The organism is Halorubellus sp. JP-L1 (assembly GCF_011440375.1).
In the GTDB taxonomy this organism is placed as follows: domain Archaea; phylum Halobacteriota; class Halobacteria; order Halobacteriales; family Natrialbaceae; genus Halorubellus.
This window is the reverse complement of record NZ_JAAOIR010000002.1, coordinates 842,519-860,619: the sequence shown is the minus strand read 5'-3', so window position 1 is coordinate 860,619 and position 18,101 is coordinate 842,519. Positions and strand designations below refer to the sequence as shown.

The window sequence follows — 18,101 nt, the reverse complement described above, 5'->3', positions numbered from 1 at the left end:
GGGACGTGGGGGCGTCGGTTTCGACGTGTCGTCAACGACGGGTCGTCCACGGCGCGTCGTCGACCGTCCGCACGGGCGGTCGCTACGTGAGGAACTGGAGGACGACGAACAGCGAGATGATGGACGCGAGCGTCGTCACGAAGACGTTCATCGAAGCGAACTCCGTGTCACCGCCGAGTTCGGTGGCGTACACGTACGTCGAGACGGCGGTCGGGGCGCCGAACATGACGACGGCGGCGTTGCGCGTCAGCACTCCGGTCCCGAGGCCGGAGAACACCAGCCACGCGACGAGCGGCATCACGAGGACCTTCAGTCCGACGACCGTGGCCGTCGACCCGAGCGAGACGTCGTGGTCCGCGGGCGTGAGCGAGCCACCGACGGCGACGAGCGCGACGGGGAGCGCGAGCGTCGACACGCGTTCGAGACCGCCGACGACGGGACTCGGGACGGACAGGCCGAGCGTCGCGAAGCAGAGACTCACCGCGAGCGTCAACAGAATCGGGTTGGTGACGACGCTCCGGACCTCGTGGCCGACGGCCGCCTCGGTGTCGTTGATCGTCACGAGCACGAGGACCGTCAACGGGATTTGAATCACCGCGCCGAGCCCGAAGATGACGCTCGCGGTCGCCGCCGCCGTCGACCCGAGCGTCGCCGCGACGACGGGGACGCCGAAGTACCCGAAGTTGCTGTGGTAGGACTGGACGAGCGCGACGCTGCGGACGTCGTCGGGGCCGCGGCGGTTCGTCGACCACGAGAGCGCGACGAGGACGGCGATGACGGCGAGCATCCCCGCGACGAGCTCCACCGAGAGCAGTTCCGCCAGGTCCTCGTCGTACGTCGAGACGAAGATGAGCGCCGGGAGGAAGACGTAGAACGCCAGTTGCCCCAGGCGCTCGTTCCGCGAGCCCGTGAGCACCCCGAGACGGCGGGCGCCGAGCCCGACGGCGACCAAGAGGAACATGTACGCGAAGCGCCCCGCGAGGTCCATACACTCACGAGTCGACTCCGGTCTTTCACTCTTTGCCTTCGGGTATCATTCGGGGGCAACGACGGCACGCTGGATGCGGCCGCCGGTGACGCGGACGACGCCGAGCAGGTGCTCGCGGTGCGCGGTCGCACTCGACCGCTCGCGGAGCGCGTCGCGGGCGGTCCGGACGCGCTCGCGGAGCACGTCGTGGGGCGACGGGTCGTACCGGAACTGCAGGGTCGGCGGCGTCGAGAGTACCGTGAGCGCGCGGAACGCCGCGTTCAGCGGTCTCGCGACTGCGCGGTCGGAGAGCGCGGCGTCGACGAGGACGACGTTCCCGAACGACTCCGACGCCATCGGGTCCGAGGCGCCCGTCGACTCGGCGTGGACGAGGTCGCACCAGTCGGCGACGGCCGCGGCTGGGTCGTCGAGCATCCCGACGACGAACGACGCCAGGACGCCGTCGACCGGTCCGCCCACCGGCGGGCGGGTCGCGTCGCCCTGGACGACGTGGACGTTCCGCCAGCCCCGGGCGTCGACGAGCCGGCGCGCTCGCGAGAGCATCCCCGCCGTGAGGTCCACGCCGACGACGGTGCCGGTCGGCCCGACCGCGTCCCGGAGGAACGGGAGGTTCGCGCCCGTCCCACAGCCCAGGTCGACGACGACGTCGCCGGGGTCGAGTTCCAGCGCCGCCACCGCCTCCCGCCGGAGCCGACCGATGCCGGGCGTGAACCGAGCGAGCCCGTCGTACAGCGTCGCCCACCGACCGTAGAACGACTGCACGGACGACGCACGCTCCACCGCGTCTTCGGCGGTGGCGTTCGCCGTCATCTGACGACGTCCCGGACCGCCTCCGCCGCACTCACGGGGTCCTCCGCGAGCACGTACACGATCGGTTCCATCCCGAACCCGCCCGTCTGGTAGAGCACGGTCGCCGTCGGCGACGACGACAGCGCCTCGGCGACCGCCGTCTCGATGTCGTCCTCGCCCGAGAACTCCACCGTCTCCCGGCCCTGCGCCGCGAGCGCCGCGACCACGTCCTCGTCGTACCGGACGTTGATCGCCGCCGCGACGTCCGCGCCCGCCGCGCGCGCCGCCAGCAGGACGCTCGCGACGTACTCGCTCACGCCGAACTCGGGCTCCGCGGGCACCGTCGCCCGCCCCTTCACGTCCACGATCCGGCCGGGGACGCCCGCGACGTCGTCGATCGTGGTCGCGTCCGGCGTGCACGCGACGAGGTTCGTGCCGACGTTCGGGATGAGGCGCGCGAACCCGCTCGCGTTCTCAAGCACGCGCAGGCCACGGCGGAGCGAGGAGAGCACGCGCTCTGCGGTCCGCAGGTCGCTCTCAGGGTCGTGGATCGCGAAGTCCGCGCCGTACTCCGCGAGTGCCGGCACCGCGTCGCGGTGGATGGTCGCGAGCAGGTCGCCGCGTTCGAGCTGGCGGATGAGCACTTCCGCCTCGACGAGCGCCTGCACGGGACGCATGTCGCCGCTCGCGAGCCCCTCGCCGACCGTCTCGACGAGCTCTCGGACGCGATCGTCCGCGAGGATGGCGTCGTGACGCGCGACGTCGCCGTGCGCGTACTTCGACACCGCGGACTGCGAGATGCCGAGCGCGTCCGCGACCTCGCTCTGCGTGAACCCGCGCTCGCGGAGGTCCGCGGCGAGCATCGACCGATACGTGGGGAGGAACTCGTCGACGACGACCTCCTCGATGAACTTCACCGCCCGCCACCCCCATCGGTGCCGGAGCGGTCGGTGGCGTCCCCCGCGGATCCGCCGGCGAGCTGGTCGCCGCCGACCCGCTCGTCGCTGTCAGTCAGTTGGTCGCCGCCGAACTCGTCGTCGTTCCCGATGCGCGAGGCCTGCGGGCCCGCCTGGTCCTGGTACTTCGAGCCGCGTTCGCTCCCGTACGGACGGGCGGCGGGCGTCCGCAGTTCGGTGAAGATGAGCTGGCTGATGCGCATCCCGGGCGTGAGCGCGACCGGCGCCGTCCCGAGGTTCGAGAGCTCGAGCGTGATCTGGCCGCGATAGCCGGGGTCGACGACGCCCGCGGTCGCGTGCACGACGACCGCGAGCCGCCCGAGGCTCGAGCGCCCCTGGACGTGCGCGATGAGGTCGTCCGGGACCTCCACGCGCTCGTAGGTCGTCCCCAGCACGAAGTCGCCGGGGTGGAGGATGAACTCCTCGTCGGGGCCGACGACGGTCTCCTCGACGTAGTCGTCGACCTCGTCCTCGGCGTTCGGGTGGATGCAGGGGATGTTCGCGTGCTGGAACTCGAGGAACTCCGCGCCCAGGCGGAGGTCGACGCTCGCCGGCTGCACCTGGAGGTCCGGGTCGTCGAGCGGTTCGACGACGAGGTCCCCAGTTTCCAGCCGGTCGAGGATGTCCGCGTCCGAGAGTATCATGTACGGACCGACGGCAGCGCGCGCCTAAAACCACCCGGTCGTACCAGCGCGCACCAGTCGCCGAGACTCGCGGCGCCATTTTATCCGCGAGGCCACCGAAACCCCTAGTATGGCACTCGACGTCGAGATACCCGACCCGCCCGACCTGTCGAACCGCGGGAAACCCCGCGACTTCGAGATGACCGACGCAGCGGCCACGTCGGACTTCCATCGCGAGGACCTCGAGACGCTCCTGCACGACAGCGCGTGGACGATCGGGTTCGAGGAGTGGCTGGACCGGACCGACCTGACAGTCGACCACTTCGAGGCCGTGTCGGCGCTCGGCCTGTTCCAGGCCTTCGACTTCTACTGGCATCCGGAGGACGAACAACTCCGCGACGACGCCCCCCGCGTCCCCGAGGACTGGCGAGACCGAGCGGCGACCGCCGACCTGGACTCGTCGGACGTCTCGCTCGTCGAGTCCGAGCTACAGGACCTCGGTCGGACCGTCCGCGAAGCCCTCGACGACGAACTCGAGCGCAGCGACGACGTCTCCGCGTCCCTGTGGGCGGACGAACCGTACGGCGACCGCGAACAGTAGGGGGACCGGTCCCCGTGCGGCCGAGCCGTCGAAGGGGAGCCTTTTGTCCGCGGGGGGCGTCCCGGCGAGCATGAAGCAGGTCATCGCCGCACGCACGGACCTCGACATGGGTCGGGGGAAGCTGGCGGCGCAGGTCGCGCACGCGTCGCTGTCCGCGTACGAGGACGCGGACGCGAAGACGCGCAAGGCGTGGAAGGGAGAGGGACAGAAGAAGATCGTCGTGAAGGTCAGCGGCGAGAGCGAGCTGTTCGAGGTCGCGAGTCGCGCGGAGCGCGAGGGACTCCCGCACGCGATCATCAGGGACGCCGGCCACACGCAACTGGAGCCTGGGACGCCGACGACGTGCGCCGTCGGCCCCGGCCGGGACGACGTCGTCGACCAGGCGACCGGCGACCTCTCCCTGTACTGATGTCGGCGACGGAATCGACGCCGCGCGTCCTGGTCGCGGGCGAGACGCTCGTCGACCTGGTGGCGGCGGACGCGTCGCTCGCGACGGCCGAGGCGTTCGACGCGCGCGTCGGCGGTGCACCCGCGAACGTCGCCGCCGGGCTCGCCGCGCTCGAAGAGCCAGCCGCGCTCTGGACGCGCGTCGGCGACGACGGGCTCGGAGATCGCTGCCGGCGCGCGCTCGACGCCGCCGGCGTCCCCGGCGAGTTCGTGGAGGTCGACCCCGACCGCGAGACGACGGTCGCGTTCGCGACGCGCGAGACCGCGGCCGACGACCTCGCGTTCTCGTTCTACCGCCGCGCCGACCGCCACCTCGGCGAGCACGGAACCGAGAGCCGCGGCGAGAGCGACGGTCCTGCCAAGTACCCCGTCGCCGCGCTCGACGACGTCTCGCTGGTCGTCGTCGGCGGCATCGCACTGGCGTCCGATCCGGCGCAGTCGGGGATCCTCGACCTCGTCGACGCCGCCGCGGACGCGGACTGCACGGTCGTGTTCGACCCGAACGCACGCCCGACGGCCTGGGCGGCCGGCGAATTCGAGCGCACGGTCGAGCGCGTCCTCCAGATTGCCGACGTCGTGAAGGCGACGCCCGCGGACCTCGCAGCCGCCGGGTTCGACGTGGACGCGTTCACGCCCGGCGAGGACGCCCGGCCCGCCAGCCCGGACGCCGCACCGGCGCTCGCCCGCGAGGTCTGCGAGCGCGGCCCGCACACGACGTTCCTCACGCTCGGGAGCGACGGCGCGGCCGCCGCGAGCACGCACCGCTCGCCGTTCGGTCGGGGCGGCGCGACCCACTGCGGGTACGACGTCGAGACGGTCGATCCGACCGGCGCCGGGGACGCGTTCCTCGCGGCGGTCGTCGCCGAACTCGCCGGTGGCGCGACCGACCCGTACGCGGTCCTCGACGTCGCGACCGCCGCGGGCGCACTCGCGACGACGACCCGTGGCGCGATGCCGGCGCTCCCGGACCGCGCCAGCGTCGACGCTCTCGTCGCGAGCGACGGAGGCGCGCCGTGACCCGCGACGCCCACCCCCGCGAACGAGCGGTCGGGATGGAGGTGTACGCGAGCGACGTCGACGGCGTCGGCGGCCGGCTCCGCGCGAGCGACGTGGACTTCCGCGTCGTCGAACGCGAAGCCTTCGACACCCAGCCCGTCGACGCGCCGACCGGCGACTACCCCCACCTCGTGCTGCGCGTCACGCTCTCGGGGTGGGACACGAACGACTACGCGCGCCGCCTCAGCGACGCCATCGGCATCAGTCGCGAACGCGTCTCCTGGGCGGGCACGAAGGACAAGCACGCCGTCACCACCCAGCTGTTCTCCGTGCAGGGGATCGACCCCGAGGACCTCCCCGACGTCGACGGGGCCGACGTCGAGGTCGTCGGTCGCGCCGGCCGCGACATCTACTTCGGCGACCTCGCCGGCAACGAGTTCCAGATTCGCGTGCGCGACGTCTCCCGCCCCGAGAACGCGAGCGCCGTCACCGACGCCCTCCGCGAGTGGGGCGGGCTCGCTGATGCAGGGAATCACGACGGGGAGAGCAAGGTCGCGGTCCCGAACTTCTTCGGCCAGCAGCGCTTCGGGAGCCAGCGCCCGGTCACCCACGAGGTCGGCCTCGCCATCGCCCGCGGCGACTGGAAGGACGCGGTGCTGGCGTACGTCGCGAACCCGAACGAGGCCGAACGCGAGGGGACCCGGGAGGCTCGCGAGGTCGCGGCGACCGGCGACTGGCAGGCCGCGCTCGACGCGTACCCCCGCCGGCTCCGGTTCGAGCGCACGATCCTCCACAAGCTGGTCGAGAACGACGCGAGCGAGCCCGCGGACTACCGGCGCGCGCTCGAGGCGCTCCCGGAGAACCTCCAGGCGCTGTTCGTGCACGCCGCGCAGTCGTACGTCTTCAACCGCGTTCTCTCCGAACGCATCCGCCGAGGCATCCCGTTCCATCGGCCGGTCGCGGGCGACGTCGTCTGCTTCGCCGACGCGGACGCGCCCGACGACCTCCCCGTACCCGACCCGGACCGGACGCAGCGCGTCGACGACCGGCGCGTCGACACCGTCGCCCGCCACTGCGAGCGCGGCCGCGCGTTCGTCACCGCGCCGCTCGTCGGCACCGGCACCGACCTCGCCGACGGCGAACCCGGCGAGATCGAGCGCGCCGTCCTCGACGACCTCGACCTCGCACCCGGCGACTTCGACCTCCCCGGCGAGTTCGATAGCACGGGCACGCGACGCGCCATCCGCGTCACGACGCCCATCGACGTCGAACCCGACGACGACGGCGACGCGCTCGAATTCTCGTTCGCGCTGCCCTCCGGTTGCTATGCGACGACGGTCCTCCGCGAGTACTGCAAGGTCGACCCCCTCCAGTTGACCTGACCGTTCACTCGACGAACGCACCCTCGTCACCCGCGGTTTCTCCAACCCATCGACCGTTCGTTCGGACGCTTCCCGGACGAAATACCCGACAGGCAGAACTGGAACTGAACTGGTTCTATACAGCACTCGAGGGCGTCATAGAACTGTTCTCACAGCCGCTAACAGCGATAACGCACGGATTCCGGGTCGGGGAAGACGTGTCTGCAGCTGCCAGCAGCAGAATCTTCCGCGAGGGAGTCACTCGTTCCGGTAGGTGTTATCAATGGGCGACATCGACGTGGCTATCGGCATCGACGCGGACTGCGTCGCGGGATGGCTCGGGTCGTATGGCGGCGAGGACTCGCCCGCGGACCTCTCCCGGGGACTGTCGGCAGGCAAGGAGGGCATACCGCGCCTCCTCCAGCTGCTCGAAGACCAGGACGTCACGAGTTCGTGGTACGTCCCCGGGCACACCATCGAGACGTTCCGCGACGAAATCGAGGCCGTCGCCGCCGCCGGCCACGAAATCGGCGTCCACGGCTACTCCCACGAGAACCCGACCGACCTCTCTCGCGAGCAGGAAGCGACCATCATGGAAGCGTCCATCGACCTCGTGGAGGACGTCACCGGCTCCGAGCCGGTCGGCCATCGGGCTAGCTGGTGGGAGTTCAGCGACAACACGCCCGACTTGGTCGAGGAGTACGGATTCCTCTACGACAGCAGCCTGATGGAGAGCGAGTTCGAACCCCACTGGATGCGGAAGGGGGACGAGTGGGAGAAAATCCAGTACGAGGAGGCCGCCGAGACGTGGATGGAACCGTATCGAGAGGGTGAGGAGACGGATATCGTGGAAATCCCCATCAGCTGGTACCGCGACGACATCCCGCCGATGCTGTTCATCAAGCAACCGAACTACCACGCCGGTTACAAGGACCCCGAGATGATGTACGAGCAGTACTACGAACGCCAGTTCGACTTCCTCTACGAACGCCGCGGTGCGGGCGTCTACACGTTCACTATCCACCCGGACCTCCACGGCCTCCCGCACATGATTCCCCTCTTCGAGGAGTTCATCGAGTACGTCAAGAGCAAGGACGGCGCGGAGTTCAACACCCTCGAAACCATCGCGCGGAAGTACAAGGACGACCCCTCGGTCTACGAGAGCGAAACCGAGTACGTCTAGCGGAACGCCACGAACAACTCCCGGTCGTCGCACGCCAACAGCGCCAGCAGCAACGCGAGAGGCGCTGTGAGCGGGCAGAGTAGATGCGAGCGGTCGAGGGTTTCGTAGGGAATTCCCAGGAGTGCATCCCCCTCGAACGCGGTCCGAGTTCCGTCCCCGATCCTCCTCAGGACGCGGTGGAGACGATCTTCACGACGTCGCCCTCCTCGAGTTCGCGGTCCTCGCCGACGTCGCGGCCGGTGCGGGCGTCGACGGCGTGCAGGTAGCCGTCGCCGATGTCCGAGTGGACGGCGTACGCGAGATCGACCGGCGTCGCGTCCCGCGGGAGGAGGAACGCGTCGGGGAGGACGTTCCCCTTCGCGTCCGTCCACTTGCTCTGGTCCTGCACGGGGAACAGCGTGATGCGGTCGAGCAGGTCGTAGACCGCGTAGTCGATGGCGCCCTGGACGCCAGTCCCGCCGTACTCGGTCATCGCCTCGCGGAGCGCCTGGAGGCGCTCCTCCTGTGCGTCGGTCACGTCGCCGAGTATCTCGAAGTCCGCGTCGCCGGGGTCGTAGTCGACGACGCCGGCCTCCGCGCCCTTCCGCAGCGCGAGTTCGCCCTCCGCGGTTGCCGGAATCACGGGCTTATCCAGTTCGAGGAGCCGCTGGACGTTCTCCTCGGGTGCGACGTCCATCTTGTTCGCGACGACGACGATCGGCTTCGTGCGTTCGCGAACGTGGCGCGCGAGCGTCTCCCGGTCCTCGTCAGTCCACTGCTTGGGGTCGTCGGGGTAGTCGATCTCGCGCAGGACGAACTGGACGTCCGCGGGCCCGGCGCCGAACCCGGTGAGCATGTCCGCGAGCGCGTCGTCGACGTCGAAGTCCGGCGACCGCGACTTCCGCTCGACTGACTCCCAGTTCCGGTCGACGATGCCCGCGAGCCAGAGGTCCATCTCCTCCTCAACGAAGTCCACGTCCTCGATCGGGTCGTGCGTCCCGACGTCGACGGGCTCCCCTTCGGCGTTCGTGCCGCCGGAGGCGTCGACGACGTTCACGATGACGTCCGCGTTCGTCAGCTCGTCGAGGAACTGGTTCCCGAGGCCGCGCCCCTCGTGCGCGCCGGGAACGAGGCCCGCGACGTCGAGCAACTCGACGGGCACGTACCGCTTGCCGTCGTGGCAGTTCTCGTTCCCGCACCGCTCGTCGCGGTCCAGGCACGGACAGTCCGTCCGAGCGTGCGTCACGCCCCGGTTCGGGTCGATCGTCGTGAACGGGTAGTTCCCCACGTCGACGTCCGCCATCGTCGCCGCCTTGTAGAACGTAGACTTGCCCGCATTGGGCTTCCCGGCGAGCGCGATAGAGAGCATACCACACGATAACCGGGGGCGGTGAAATACGCTTTCGGTCCCGACCATGGGTCGACGTGCTCGCACCCGGCTTCTCGGTTCGCATCGTGCGCTGCCGGAACGGTTTTCGGCGCGGCGCGAGCGCGTTCGACCATGGAGCGAGCGACCGTCGACCCCACCGACGATCGGTCGGACCTCGGCGTCGACCTCGGGACGACGGACGTTGCCGTCGTCCGCTATCGGCTCGCACCCGGCGAGGGCTTCCCGAGCGGTCTCCACGCGCACAACGACCAGGAGGAGGCATTCGTCGTCCTGTCCGGCGAGGCCGTATTCGAGCACCTGCCGCCCGCGGAATCGTGGGATGGCGCCGCCCCTGCGGGTAAAGAGGTCACCGTCGCTGCAAGTGAAGCCGTGCGGTTCGCGCCCGGCGAGTTCCAGACCGGACGGAACCCCGAGCGCGCCGACCGCGACCTCGTCGCGCTCGCGCTCGGCGCCCCGAGGCAAACCGCGGACGTCCGCATCCCCGCCGCGTGCCCGGACTGCGACGCCCCCGCACTCGGTCTCGGCACCGGCGGCGACGCGTTCACGCTCGACTGCCCGGACTGCGAGCGGTCGTTCGAACCCGCACCCTGCGAGGCCTGCGGGAGCCACGACCTCGGAATGGGCCTCGACGACGACGGCCACCCCGTCAGTCGCTGCGGCGACTGCGGGCACGAACACGAGACCGCGCCGCTGGTCGACTGACCACCAGCAGTACGAGAGGAGAAACGCCCGCAGGGACTACTCGATGCTGCGGCCGCTGAGGCCGAGCATCTGGACCTCACCGCGGGCGCGCATCCGACCGTCGACCTCCGCGTTCTTCGAGAGTTCGAGGTCCTTGCAGCCGATGTCGCCCAGCACCTTCGCGCCCGGCGCGATCTTCACCTTCCCGTTGCGCGTGGTGACGTCACCGTGGATGCGCGTACCCTCGCCGACGACGATGTCCTCCTTCGCGCGCAGGCTCCCGAAGACGTTGTTGTCCTCGCCGATCTCGATCGACTCCGCGCGGACGTTCCCGTGGATGCGGCAGTCGTCGCCGATCGTCGCGGGCGTCGACACCCGCCACGCGTCGTCGTTCACCGTTGCCGACCGCGGGATCACGAGCGGGTCCTCCTCGATCGCTTCGGTCTCGAACGCCTCGTCCGCGAACTGCTCCGCTGCCTCGTCCTCGCCCATCAGCATGAGTTGCTTGAGGTACACGAACAGGAAGACGACGGTCGGCATCGGGTTCCGGATGACGATCCAGCCGTTCGCCTCGAACCCCTCCTCGATGTCGACGTCGTCGCCGACGTCCAGGTCGCCCGCGACCCGGAGCTGGCCGCCGATGTGGACGCGCTCGCCGACGTACGCGTCCCGGCCGACGAGGACGTTCCCGGAGACGTCCGACCACATGTCCAGGCGCAGGTCGCCCTCCGCCTCGACGTTCCCACCGATCTTCACGCCCTCGCCGCAGAGGACGTTGTGCCCACGGACCCCGAACTCGATCGTGGACCGACCGCCGACGACGACGTCGCCGTCCGCGACGAGGTCGTGCTCCTCGACGGTCGTCCCGCTGGGGATCTTGAGTTCGTCGAGCGGGTCCGTGTGCAGTGACACGCCCGAACGTACTGTTCTCGGGGGTCTTAAACCTCGCGCGAGCGTCAGACGCGGGTCAGACGAGCGTCCGCGCCGGGGTCGCGTAGCGTCCGGGAGCTCAGGGGAGCTACGCGACGACATAAACGGGAGACATAACTGCGTCGGCGGCGACTATGCGCGTATGACGACGCTCTCTTTCGACGAGGACGGGGTCGACGTGGTGTACGAGGGCACGGAGTTCCGGATGGAGCGCGAGCTCATCGAGGAGGCGACGGACAAGGACTACTACGACGTCACCGACCACGAGGTCATGAAGCTGGTCGCCGAGCAACCGGACCTCACCGGCGAACCGCGGCTCGTCCGCGACATCGTGCGGTGACGCGGCGGCGAGTCACGCGAGGGCGGTCGAGTCGGTTCACGCGATGGCGCTCGGATCGAACCGGTCGTTGACGCCCGCCCACTCGTACTGGTCGCGGTCGGCGCGCGTGTCGAGGTACACCTCGACGCCGTTCCCGTCGGGGTCGTCGAAGTAGATGGCCTTGCTGATGCCGTGGTCGACGGGCGAGACGGCGACGTCGCGCTCTCGGACGCGCTCGTAGACTGCAGCGAGCGTCGCGCCCGCGTCGACCTCGAACGCGGTGTGGTAGAGGCCGACGCCGGGACCGGGGCCGGGTGCGTCCGCGCCGACGCCCTGGAGCGCGACGTCGTGGTGTCGGTCGCCGAAGGAGAGGAACGCGAACGAGCCGTGGCGTTCCGTCACCTCCAGCCCGAGGACGTCCGTGTAGAACTCGACGGCGCGGTCGGCGTCGCGGACCTTCAGGTGAACGTGCCCGACGAGGGTGGGGTGATCGGTCATGCCCGTGGTACGCTCGCGAGCGACTTAGCGGGCCGGACCGCGGCGACCGCGCTCGCCCTCACGCCTCACCCCGACCGCCATCGCGTTCTTCGTCGTCGCCGTCGTCGCCGTCGTCGCCCGTGGTGGGGTCGTAGCGTTCGCTCGCCGCCGCGAATCCGGCTTCGTCGAGTTCGCGACTCCGGCGGTCCTCGGCGACCGCGAGCGCCGCCGCGCTCGGGTTCGCGTCGTCCGTGATCCGCGCCCACGAGTCGTGGACCTTCGAGTGACACCACCGGCAGAGCGCGACCGTGATCTCGTGGCTCGGCCCGCCGTCGTCGGTGTTCGAATCGTCGGAGTCGTCATCGGTGGGCGTCTCGAGTTCGGTTGCGTCGGCGGCCCGCCGTGCGGCGTCGTCGGCGTACGAGAGGTGGTGTTCCTCGACGAGCGGGCGCTCGTCGTCGTGAGCCATTCGGCGTTCCTCGAGCCCGCAGCGCGCGCACTCGCGACCGCTCGTCGTCGACCGAAAGTGCGGGCAGTCCCGCCAGTCCCAGTCCGGGCCGACGTCCGCGACGACCGGACACGCGAGGTCGTCGCGGCGCCGTTCGCGAGCGAACGAGGGATCGTGCTGGGGGTGCTCGAACGCGTACCGGCAGGTGCCGTCGCTCGTCAGGTGATCGCAGACGTCGACGTGCGCGTAGGGGTCGTCCACGCCGACGCCCGTTCCCTTCGGCGTCTTCTCCATGCGCGTGGTCGTGTTCAGTGCTGGAGGACCGTTAGCGGACCGCTTCGGTCGCCTCGCGCATCACCGCGAGCGCCTCCTTCAGCGTCTCCACGTCCGTCGCGTACGAGATGCGAGCGTAGCCCTCGCCGTGGGCGCCGAACGCCTCGCCGGGGACGACGACGACGTCCCGTTCGAGGACGGCGTCCACCCAGCCCTCTGGGACCTCCGGCATCACGTAGAACGCGCCCGACGGCGTCGGAACGTCCAGGCCCATGTCCTCGAGGCCGTCGAGGACGACGTCGCGGCGCTCCTCGAACTGCCCGACCATGTCGTCGACGACGTCCTGCGGGCCCGAAAGCGCCGCCTCTGCGGCGTACTGCGCCGGCGCGCTGGCACAGGCCTGGATGTACTGGTGGACGCGCAGCATGCGTTCGATACGCGGCGTCGACGACGTCACCCACCCCAGGCGCCAGCCCGTCATCGAGTACGTCTTCGAGCACGCGCTCACGACCGCGACGTTGTCGCTCTCCGCGAACGCGAGCGGCGTGTGGTGCTCGCCCTCGAAGACGATGTGCTCGTACACCTCGTCGCTGATGCAGAGCACGTCGTGCTCGTCCGCGATACGCGCGAACTCTTGGACGTCCTCCCTGGACTGGACCGCGCCCGTCGGGTTCGCGGGCGAGTTCACGACGAACGCCGCCGTGTCCTCCGTGATCGCCTCCTCGACGGCCGCGGGGTCCATCGTCAGGTCGTCCCGTAGCGGGACCGGCACTGGCTCGCCGCCCGCGACGTGCGTGAGGTTCTCGTACGCGACGAACCCCGGGTCGGGGTAGATCACTTCGTCGCCCGGGTCGACGTGCGCCTGCATCGCGATGTGCAGCGCCTCCGACCCGCCAGCGGTCGCGATGACGTCCTCCGGGTCGACGTCGAGGTTCTGGTCCTCGCTGTAGCGGCCCGCGATCGCTTCGCGGAGCGCGAGCGTGCCCTTGTTCGACGTGTACGCGTCGGCGTCCCCGGACTGGATCGCGTCGACCGCCGCCTGGCGCGCGTGCGATGGCGTCGGGAAGTCCGGCTGGCCGAGTCCGAGGTTGATGGCGTCCTCGCCGGCCGCCTCGAACACTTCGCGAATGCCACTGATGGAGACCTTCGTCGCTCGCTCTGCGAACTCCGTCATACAACAGACGGCGAGCGCCGCGACCGTAATCCTACCGTGAGAACGAGTACCGAACGAGAGGGTGTCTCGAACCCCTGGTCGACGGTTCGTCCGCGAGGTTCGCCGTCGGCGGCTCGCCCGGACTCCCCACCTACTGGTACATGCGGAGCGGCTGGGCCTGCGAGGTCTCCTCGTCCTTGGCCTGCTGCATCTTCGCGGCGAGTTGCTCCTTCTTCTCGCGGATGTCCTCGGCGTGCTCGACGAGGTCCTCGACGCTGACCTCGACGTCGACGAGCGGCGAGATCCCGTGCTCGATGAGGACGCGCGACGCCTCCGGGTCCGGGAACTGCGGGTCGCTCTCGACGACGAGCGCGACGCTGTCGAGTCCCTCCTCGGCGGCGCGGTTCACGAGCGCGCCCGTCGGCCCCGAGATGACGCCGCTCTCCGACGGCAGGTCGACGCCGAGTTCCTCGAGTCGCGCACCGCCCTCGCCCGTCCCGACGCCGTGCATCGCCGGCGGCGAATCGCCCTTCTTCGCGGCCATCCCACTCAAGTAGACGGCCGTCACGTCCCGGCCCGAGAGCCACGCCGTGAAGCAGTCCGCGAACTCGCGGACCGCCTCCGCGTTCACCGGCACGTCGCTCTGGAGGACCAGGAGGTCGGCGTCCGGCGCGGCGTAGATGCGGACCGGCGGCTGGACGTCGCGCTCGCCGTCGTGGTAGACGGCGACGGGCGCGAGCGACTCGCAGTGCACGGTCGCGTACAGGTCCATGTCGAACTCGTCGACGAGGTGGTCGGCCGCGATCTTCCCCACCAGGCCGACGCCCGGCAAGCCCTCCACGAGCAGGGGGTTCTCGAACTCGACGTCCACGTGTTCCTTGACGTGTGCCATGCGCGAGACCACGCCGGGGACGCCGATAAAACCGGGGGCGACGGGGCGTGGGACTCGCTCGTCCCCGCCGGCAGCGACCCAGAACCGACAGCGGTGCGTCCCGGTCGCGACCCGGAACCGACAGCGGTGCGTCCCGATCGCGACCCGGAACCGACAGCGGTGCTTCCCGAGTACGACCCGAAACCGACAAGCGACAGCCCGGACAAGCGGGGGCATGGAGCCATTCGAGCGGTACCGGGACGTCGTCGACGACTTCGACGCGTTCCTCGCGGCATGCGAGCGCGGCCTGCCCATGGCGGTGCGCGTGAACACGCTGCGGGCGACGCCCGAGGAGGCGGTGGCGGCGTTCGAGGCGGAGGGCGTCGACGTGGAGCGCGTCGACTGGCATCCGCACGTGCTGGTGCCGGACACGGACAAGCCGGGGTCGACGTGGCCGGGTTATCACGGGTGGACGCACGGCCAGGAGGAGGTGTCGGCGATCCCGGCGACCGTCCTCGACCCCCAGCCGGGCGAGCGCGTGTTCGACGCGTGCGCCGCCCCGGGGAGCAAGACCACGCAGCTCGCGGCGATGATGAACGACGAGGGCACGGTGGTCGCGAACGACAACAACCTCGGTCGACTCTCCGCGCTCCGGTTCAACACGGAGCGCCTCGGGGTGACGAACACCGTCGTGACGAACCGCGACGCCCGGAACTACTCGCTGAAGCCGTTCCAGGACGACGCCGACGACGACGCGGCGCTGTTCGACCGCGTACTCGTCGACGCTCCGTGTTCGTGCGAGGGCACGATCCGGAAGAACCCGGACGCGCTCGACAACTGGAACCTCGGGCACGTCGAGCAAGTCGCGAGCGTCCAGCGTGGCATTCTCCGGCGGGCCGTCCAGGTGACCGAGCCGGGCGGGACGGTCGTCTACTCGACGTGCACGTTCGCGCCCGAGGAGAACGAGGCCGTGCTCGATCACGTGCTCGCAGAGGAGCCGGTCGCGGTCGTCGACTACGACCTCCCGCTCGAGCACGTCGACGGCCTCACCGAGTTCGAAGGCGAGTCGTTCGACCCCCAGGTGGCGAACGCCAAGCGCGTCTACCCGCACCACAACGACACCGGCGGGTTCTTCACCGCGAAACTGGAGGTGACCGCCGAATGAGCGACGAACCGACTGACGACGCACCCGCTGGCGACGAACCGACTGACGACGCACCCGCTGTCGACGAACCGACTGACGAGCGCGAGACGACCGACGAGGGTGAGCCGGACGACGCGAGCAAGGAAGACGACGCGACGCAATCGAACGTCGGCGACCGCTTCGATAGACTTCCCGAGACGGCGGCCAACCGCGAGGTCGAGGGGCGGGCGACGCGCGAGGAAGTCCTCGAGTGGTGGGACGAGCGGTTCGGGATCGAGCCCGCGACGTTCGCCGAGCACACGTTCTGGGAGAAGGGCGCGGGGAAGGTCTGGATCTTCCGCGGCGACCTCCCCGATCACACCGAGCGCGTCGAAGCGATCGGGATGACGTTCCTGCGGACGCGTCAGGAGCACTGGAAGCCGACGACGGACGCCGCCCAGCGGTTCGGTCGGCTCGCGACCCGGAACACCATCGCGCTCGACGACGCCGAGGCGAGGGCGTTCGTCGACGGCGAGGACCAAGACCTCGACTGGGACGGCGACTGGGGGTACGTGATCCCCGTCCACGACGTCGCCGGCCGCGAGGAACCGCTCGGCGTCGGCCTCTACGTCTACGACGAACTGAAGTCGATGGTCCCGAAGGGCCGCCAGCGGGACGTCTGAACTCCCGGGAGCGCCCACGAGATTTTTGGCGGATGACGCGGCCAGCAGCGGCGTGCGCTGACCGCGACCGGGGCGCGCTCTGCGACCGCACGATGCCAACGCGCCCCGACGAGGTTCGCTCGACCACGAGCGACGCTCACCGTGCGATCGGCATCGTCAGTACGCCCACAGAACCCACGCAGCGACGCCACCGGTCACTTCTCTCGAATCGTCCCGGTACCGAGACCCGCCCACTCGACGCGGTAGTCGAGCGCGGACAGCACCGCGCTCGCGTCGTCGACGCCGTGCTCGTCGAGGACGGACTCCGCCTCGGCGTACTCCATGCCGTCGGCGAGCGCGTCGCCGAGTGCGTCCAGGACCGCGGGACGGACGAGCGTCCGCCCGACGAGGTCGTGCTCGGGGAAGGCGACGTCCGCGAGCGCGTCCTCGCTCACGCCCTCGCGGTCCGCCACCGTGGCGAGCGTGACGACGTCGTCCACGGGCGCCAGCGCGTCGGGAAGTCCAGCGGCGGCGTCGGCGACCAGGTCCGATTCGTACTCGCGGAGGACGTCCACGACGTCCTTCACGCGCACCGACCCCGAGTACGTCACGACGCGCGCGTCCGTCGCCGCAACCGCTTCGCCGACGCCGAGGGACTCGTCGACCGCTACCAGCATGTCGACGTCCTCCACGTCCGCGAGCTGGCCGAGCTTCTTCTCGACGTACTCGGGCGTCCAGAACCCCATCACCTCGAAGAACACCCGGAAGTCCGGGCCCGCGTCGGGGTCGCCGCCGGGCGCGTAGTCGAACGCGAAGTCCGGGATCATCACGCGGTGCCCCGTCGCGAGCGGCTCCGGTTCGCGCGAGAGCACCCAGTCCATGTCGAGGCCGGAGAACCGCGCGGCGAAGTCCGCCTCGACGCCGGAGTCGTACTCGACCTCGGCGACGGGCGCCGCGTCCGGGACGCGCACCGGGTCGGCGTCCGAGAGCACGAGTTCGCGTTCCGTGCCGTGGTCGTCGACGGTCGCCGCCAGCTGCCACTCGCGGGCTTTCGCGACCGTCCGCAGGAGGCGCGCGAACCGCGTCCCGTACCGTCGCGACCGCGAGAACAGCGCGTCCGGACCGGTGACGACGACCTCCCGGCCGTCGTCCGTCCGCCGGATCTCGTACATGAGCCGGAGGCGCTTGACCGCGGAGACGAGCGCCTTCGGGTCCGAAGACCGCACGCGGACCTCGGTCGCGTCGAACAGCGCGGTCTGGGCGAGCGAGAGGTTGTACTGCGCGAGCAGGTCCTCGGGGCCCCAGGGCGCGTCGAACGCGGCGAGGACCTGGTGCTCGTCGAGGTCCGCGAACAGCGACGCGTCCACGTCCCCCGGCGTCGCGGCGAGCGCGTCCGCGGCGCGCGCCATCGCTGCCTCGCGCTCGTCGCGAGTCACCACGCCACCGGTCTCCTCGGCGGCGACGAACGCCGCCCGACGGGCGCGCTCGGGCTCGACCGGCGCACGCGTCTCGAAGACCGCCTCGCGCTCGCAGAGCTTCGCGAACCCCCGCACGAGCTTGAACTCGCCCGCCTCGCCCTCCAGGTCGCGGAGCGCCGCGTCGAGCGTCGCCCGACGCTCGTCGACGTGCCCCTGGAACGTCCCGAGCACGCGCGCCGCCAGCGGCCGGTCCTCGCGGCCCGCGAACACCGGCCGGTAGCCGCCGCGACGGGACACGCGCAGGAGGTCCTTCGTCAGCACACCACCGACTCCGCGCCGCGACGCCAAGGGCGTGACGCCTCGCCGCGAGTATCGCGTCCCGCGCCACGCGCCCGACGACACCGGAAGGGAGAGCCGACCGCCGACCGACCGG

The 18,101-nt window shown here is 70.4% G+C and carries 20 protein-coding genes; 9 read left to right on the top strand and 11 right to left on the bottom strand.

Annotation, left to right across the window (positions count from 1 at the left end):
- Window positions 1–82: 82 nt before the first annotated feature.
- The 4 genes from G9C85_RS12870 to dcd are packed head-to-tail and all read right to left on the bottom strand — an operon-like array spanning window position 83 to window position 3,377.
- Entirely contained in the window at window positions 83–988 is a 906-nt protein-coding gene (locus G9C85_RS12870) for an AEC family transporter (protein ID WP_166040554.1), read from the bottom strand.
- Window positions 989–1,033: 45 nt separating this feature from the next.
- A complete protein-coding gene (locus tag G9C85_RS12865; protein ID WP_166040552.1) occupies window positions 1,034–1,798 on the bottom strand; it encodes a class I SAM-dependent methyltransferase in 765 nt (254 codons plus the stop codon).
- The gene (locus tag G9C85_RS12860; protein WP_166040550.1) at window positions 1,795–2,694 is read right to left on the bottom strand and encodes a thiamine-phosphate synthase family protein; all 900 of its coding nucleotides are present in this window, start codon (window positions 2,692–2,694) and stop codon (window positions 1,795–1,797) included. The genes G9C85_RS12865 and G9C85_RS12860 overlap by 4 nt, the downstream gene beginning before the upstream one ends.
- Window positions 2,691–3,377, bottom strand: a complete 687-nt coding sequence (gene dcd / locus G9C85_RS12855) for a dCTP deaminase (protein WP_166040548.1) — start codon at window positions 3,375–3,377, stop codon at window positions 2,691–2,693. Before dcd ends, G9C85_RS12860 begins: the two co-directional genes overlap by 4 nt.
- 109 nt (window positions 3,378–3,486) lie before the next feature.
- Here dcd and G9C85_RS12850 point away from each other — a divergent pair, with 109 nt between their 5' ends.
- The 5 genes from G9C85_RS12850 to G9C85_RS12830 all read left to right on the top strand — a co-directional run bounded on the left by G9C85_RS12850 (window position 3,487) and on the right by G9C85_RS12830 (window position 7,944).
- Window positions 3,487–3,957 carry a hypothetical protein gene (locus tag G9C85_RS12850; protein ID WP_166040546.1) on the top strand — a complete coding sequence of 157 codons (471 nt, stop codon included), beginning with the start codon at window positions 3,487–3,489 and terminating at the stop codon, window positions 3,955–3,957.
- A 70-nt stretch (window positions 3,958–4,027) separates the two neighbouring features.
- A complete protein-coding gene (gene pth2 / locus G9C85_RS12845) occupies window positions 4,028–4,366 on the top strand; it encodes a peptidyl-tRNA hydrolase Pth2 (protein ID WP_166040544.1) in 339 nt (112 codons plus the stop codon).
- Window positions 4,366–5,421, top strand: coding sequence for a carbohydrate kinase family protein (locus G9C85_RS12840; protein WP_166040542.1), 1,056 nt, complete (start codon window positions 4,366–4,368; stop codon window positions 5,419–5,421). Before pth2 ends, G9C85_RS12840 begins: the two co-directional genes overlap by 1 nt.
- The gene (gene truD / locus G9C85_RS12835) at window positions 5,418–6,782 is read left to right on the top strand and encodes a tRNA pseudouridine(13) synthase TruD (protein WP_369680812.1); all 1,365 of its coding nucleotides are present in this window, start codon (window positions 5,418–5,420) and stop codon (window positions 6,780–6,782) included. The genes G9C85_RS12840 and truD overlap by 4 nt, the downstream gene beginning before the upstream one ends.
- 262 nt (window positions 6,783–7,044) lie before the next feature.
- Window positions 7,045–7,944: a polysaccharide deacetylase gene (locus tag G9C85_RS12830; RefSeq protein WP_166040540.1), complete on the top strand. Its 900-nt coding sequence runs from the start codon at window positions 7,045–7,047 to the stop codon at window positions 7,942–7,944.
- A gap of 166 nt (window positions 7,945–8,110) precedes the next feature.
- On the opposite strand, the gene G9C85_RS12825 is transcribed toward G9C85_RS12830, so the two are convergent.
- On the bottom strand, window positions 8,111–9,292 hold the full coding sequence (locus G9C85_RS12825; protein ID WP_166040538.1) for a redox-regulated ATPase YchF: 1,182 nt from the start codon (window positions 9,290–9,292) through the stop codon (window positions 8,111–8,113).
- A 132-nt stretch (window positions 9,293–9,424) separates the two neighbouring features.
- Between G9C85_RS12825 and G9C85_RS12820 the strand changes: the two genes are divergently transcribed.
- Entirely contained in the window at window positions 9,425–10,015 is a 591-nt protein-coding gene (locus tag G9C85_RS12820; protein ID WP_166040536.1) for a cupin, read from the top strand.
- Between the two features lie 36 nt (window positions 10,016–10,051).
- Here the strand turns inward: G9C85_RS12820 and G9C85_RS12815 are convergent, their stop codons facing one another.
- Window positions 10,052–10,906: a polymer-forming cytoskeletal protein gene (locus tag G9C85_RS12815; RefSeq protein WP_166040534.1), complete on the bottom strand. Its 855-nt coding sequence runs from the start codon at window positions 10,904–10,906 to the stop codon at window positions 10,052–10,054.
- Between the two features lie 160 nt (window positions 10,907–11,066).
- On the opposite strand from G9C85_RS12815, the gene G9C85_RS12810 reads away from it, so the two are divergent.
- On the top strand, window positions 11,067–11,264 hold the full coding sequence (locus tag G9C85_RS12810; protein ID WP_166040532.1) for a DUF5800 family protein: 198 nt from the start codon (window positions 11,067–11,069) through the stop codon (window positions 11,262–11,264).
- A 36-nt stretch (window positions 11,265–11,300) separates the two neighbouring features.
- Here G9C85_RS12810 and G9C85_RS12805 read toward each other — a convergent pair whose 3' ends face one another.
- The 4 genes from G9C85_RS12805 to G9C85_RS12790 form a co-directional block, all read right to left on the bottom strand.
- Window positions 11,301–11,741, bottom strand: coding sequence for a VOC family protein (locus tag G9C85_RS12805; protein ID WP_166040530.1), 441 nt, complete (start codon window positions 11,739–11,741; stop codon window positions 11,301–11,303).
- 58 nt (window positions 11,742–11,799) lie between these two features.
- Window positions 11,800–12,462, bottom strand: coding sequence for a hypothetical protein (locus tag G9C85_RS12800; RefSeq protein WP_166040528.1), 663 nt, complete (start codon window positions 12,460–12,462; stop codon window positions 11,800–11,802).
- Between the two features lie 31 nt (window positions 12,463–12,493).
- Window positions 12,494–13,615, bottom strand: coding sequence for a pyridoxal phosphate-dependent aminotransferase (locus tag G9C85_RS12795; protein ID WP_166040526.1), 1,122 nt, complete (start codon window positions 13,613–13,615; stop codon window positions 12,494–12,496).
- A 130-nt stretch (window positions 13,616–13,745) separates the two neighbouring features.
- Window positions 13,746–14,486: a proteasome assembly chaperone family protein gene (locus G9C85_RS12790; protein WP_166040524.1), complete on the bottom strand. Its 741-nt coding sequence runs from the start codon at window positions 14,484–14,486 to the stop codon at window positions 13,746–13,748.
- A gap of 214 nt (window positions 14,487–14,700) precedes the next feature.
- Between G9C85_RS12790 and G9C85_RS12785 the strand changes: the two genes are divergently transcribed.
- Window positions 14,701–15,630: an RsmB/NOP family class I SAM-dependent RNA methyltransferase gene (locus tag G9C85_RS12785; protein WP_166040521.1), complete on the top strand. Its 930-nt coding sequence runs from the start codon at window positions 14,701–14,703 to the stop codon at window positions 15,628–15,630.
- Window positions 15,627–16,271 carry a hypothetical protein gene (locus G9C85_RS12780; protein ID WP_166040519.1) on the top strand — a complete coding sequence of 215 codons (645 nt, stop codon included), beginning with the start codon at window positions 15,627–15,629 and terminating at the stop codon, window positions 16,269–16,271. The genes G9C85_RS12785 and G9C85_RS12780 overlap by 4 nt, the downstream gene beginning before the upstream one ends.
- Window positions 16,272–16,465: 194 nt before the next feature.
- On the opposite strand, the gene G9C85_RS12775 is transcribed toward G9C85_RS12780, so the two are convergent.
- Window positions 16,466–17,989, bottom strand: coding sequence for a DUF790 family protein (locus G9C85_RS12775; RefSeq protein WP_166040517.1), 1,524 nt, complete (start codon window positions 17,987–17,989; stop codon window positions 16,466–16,468).
- Window positions 17,990–18,101: the final 112 nt, after the last annotated feature.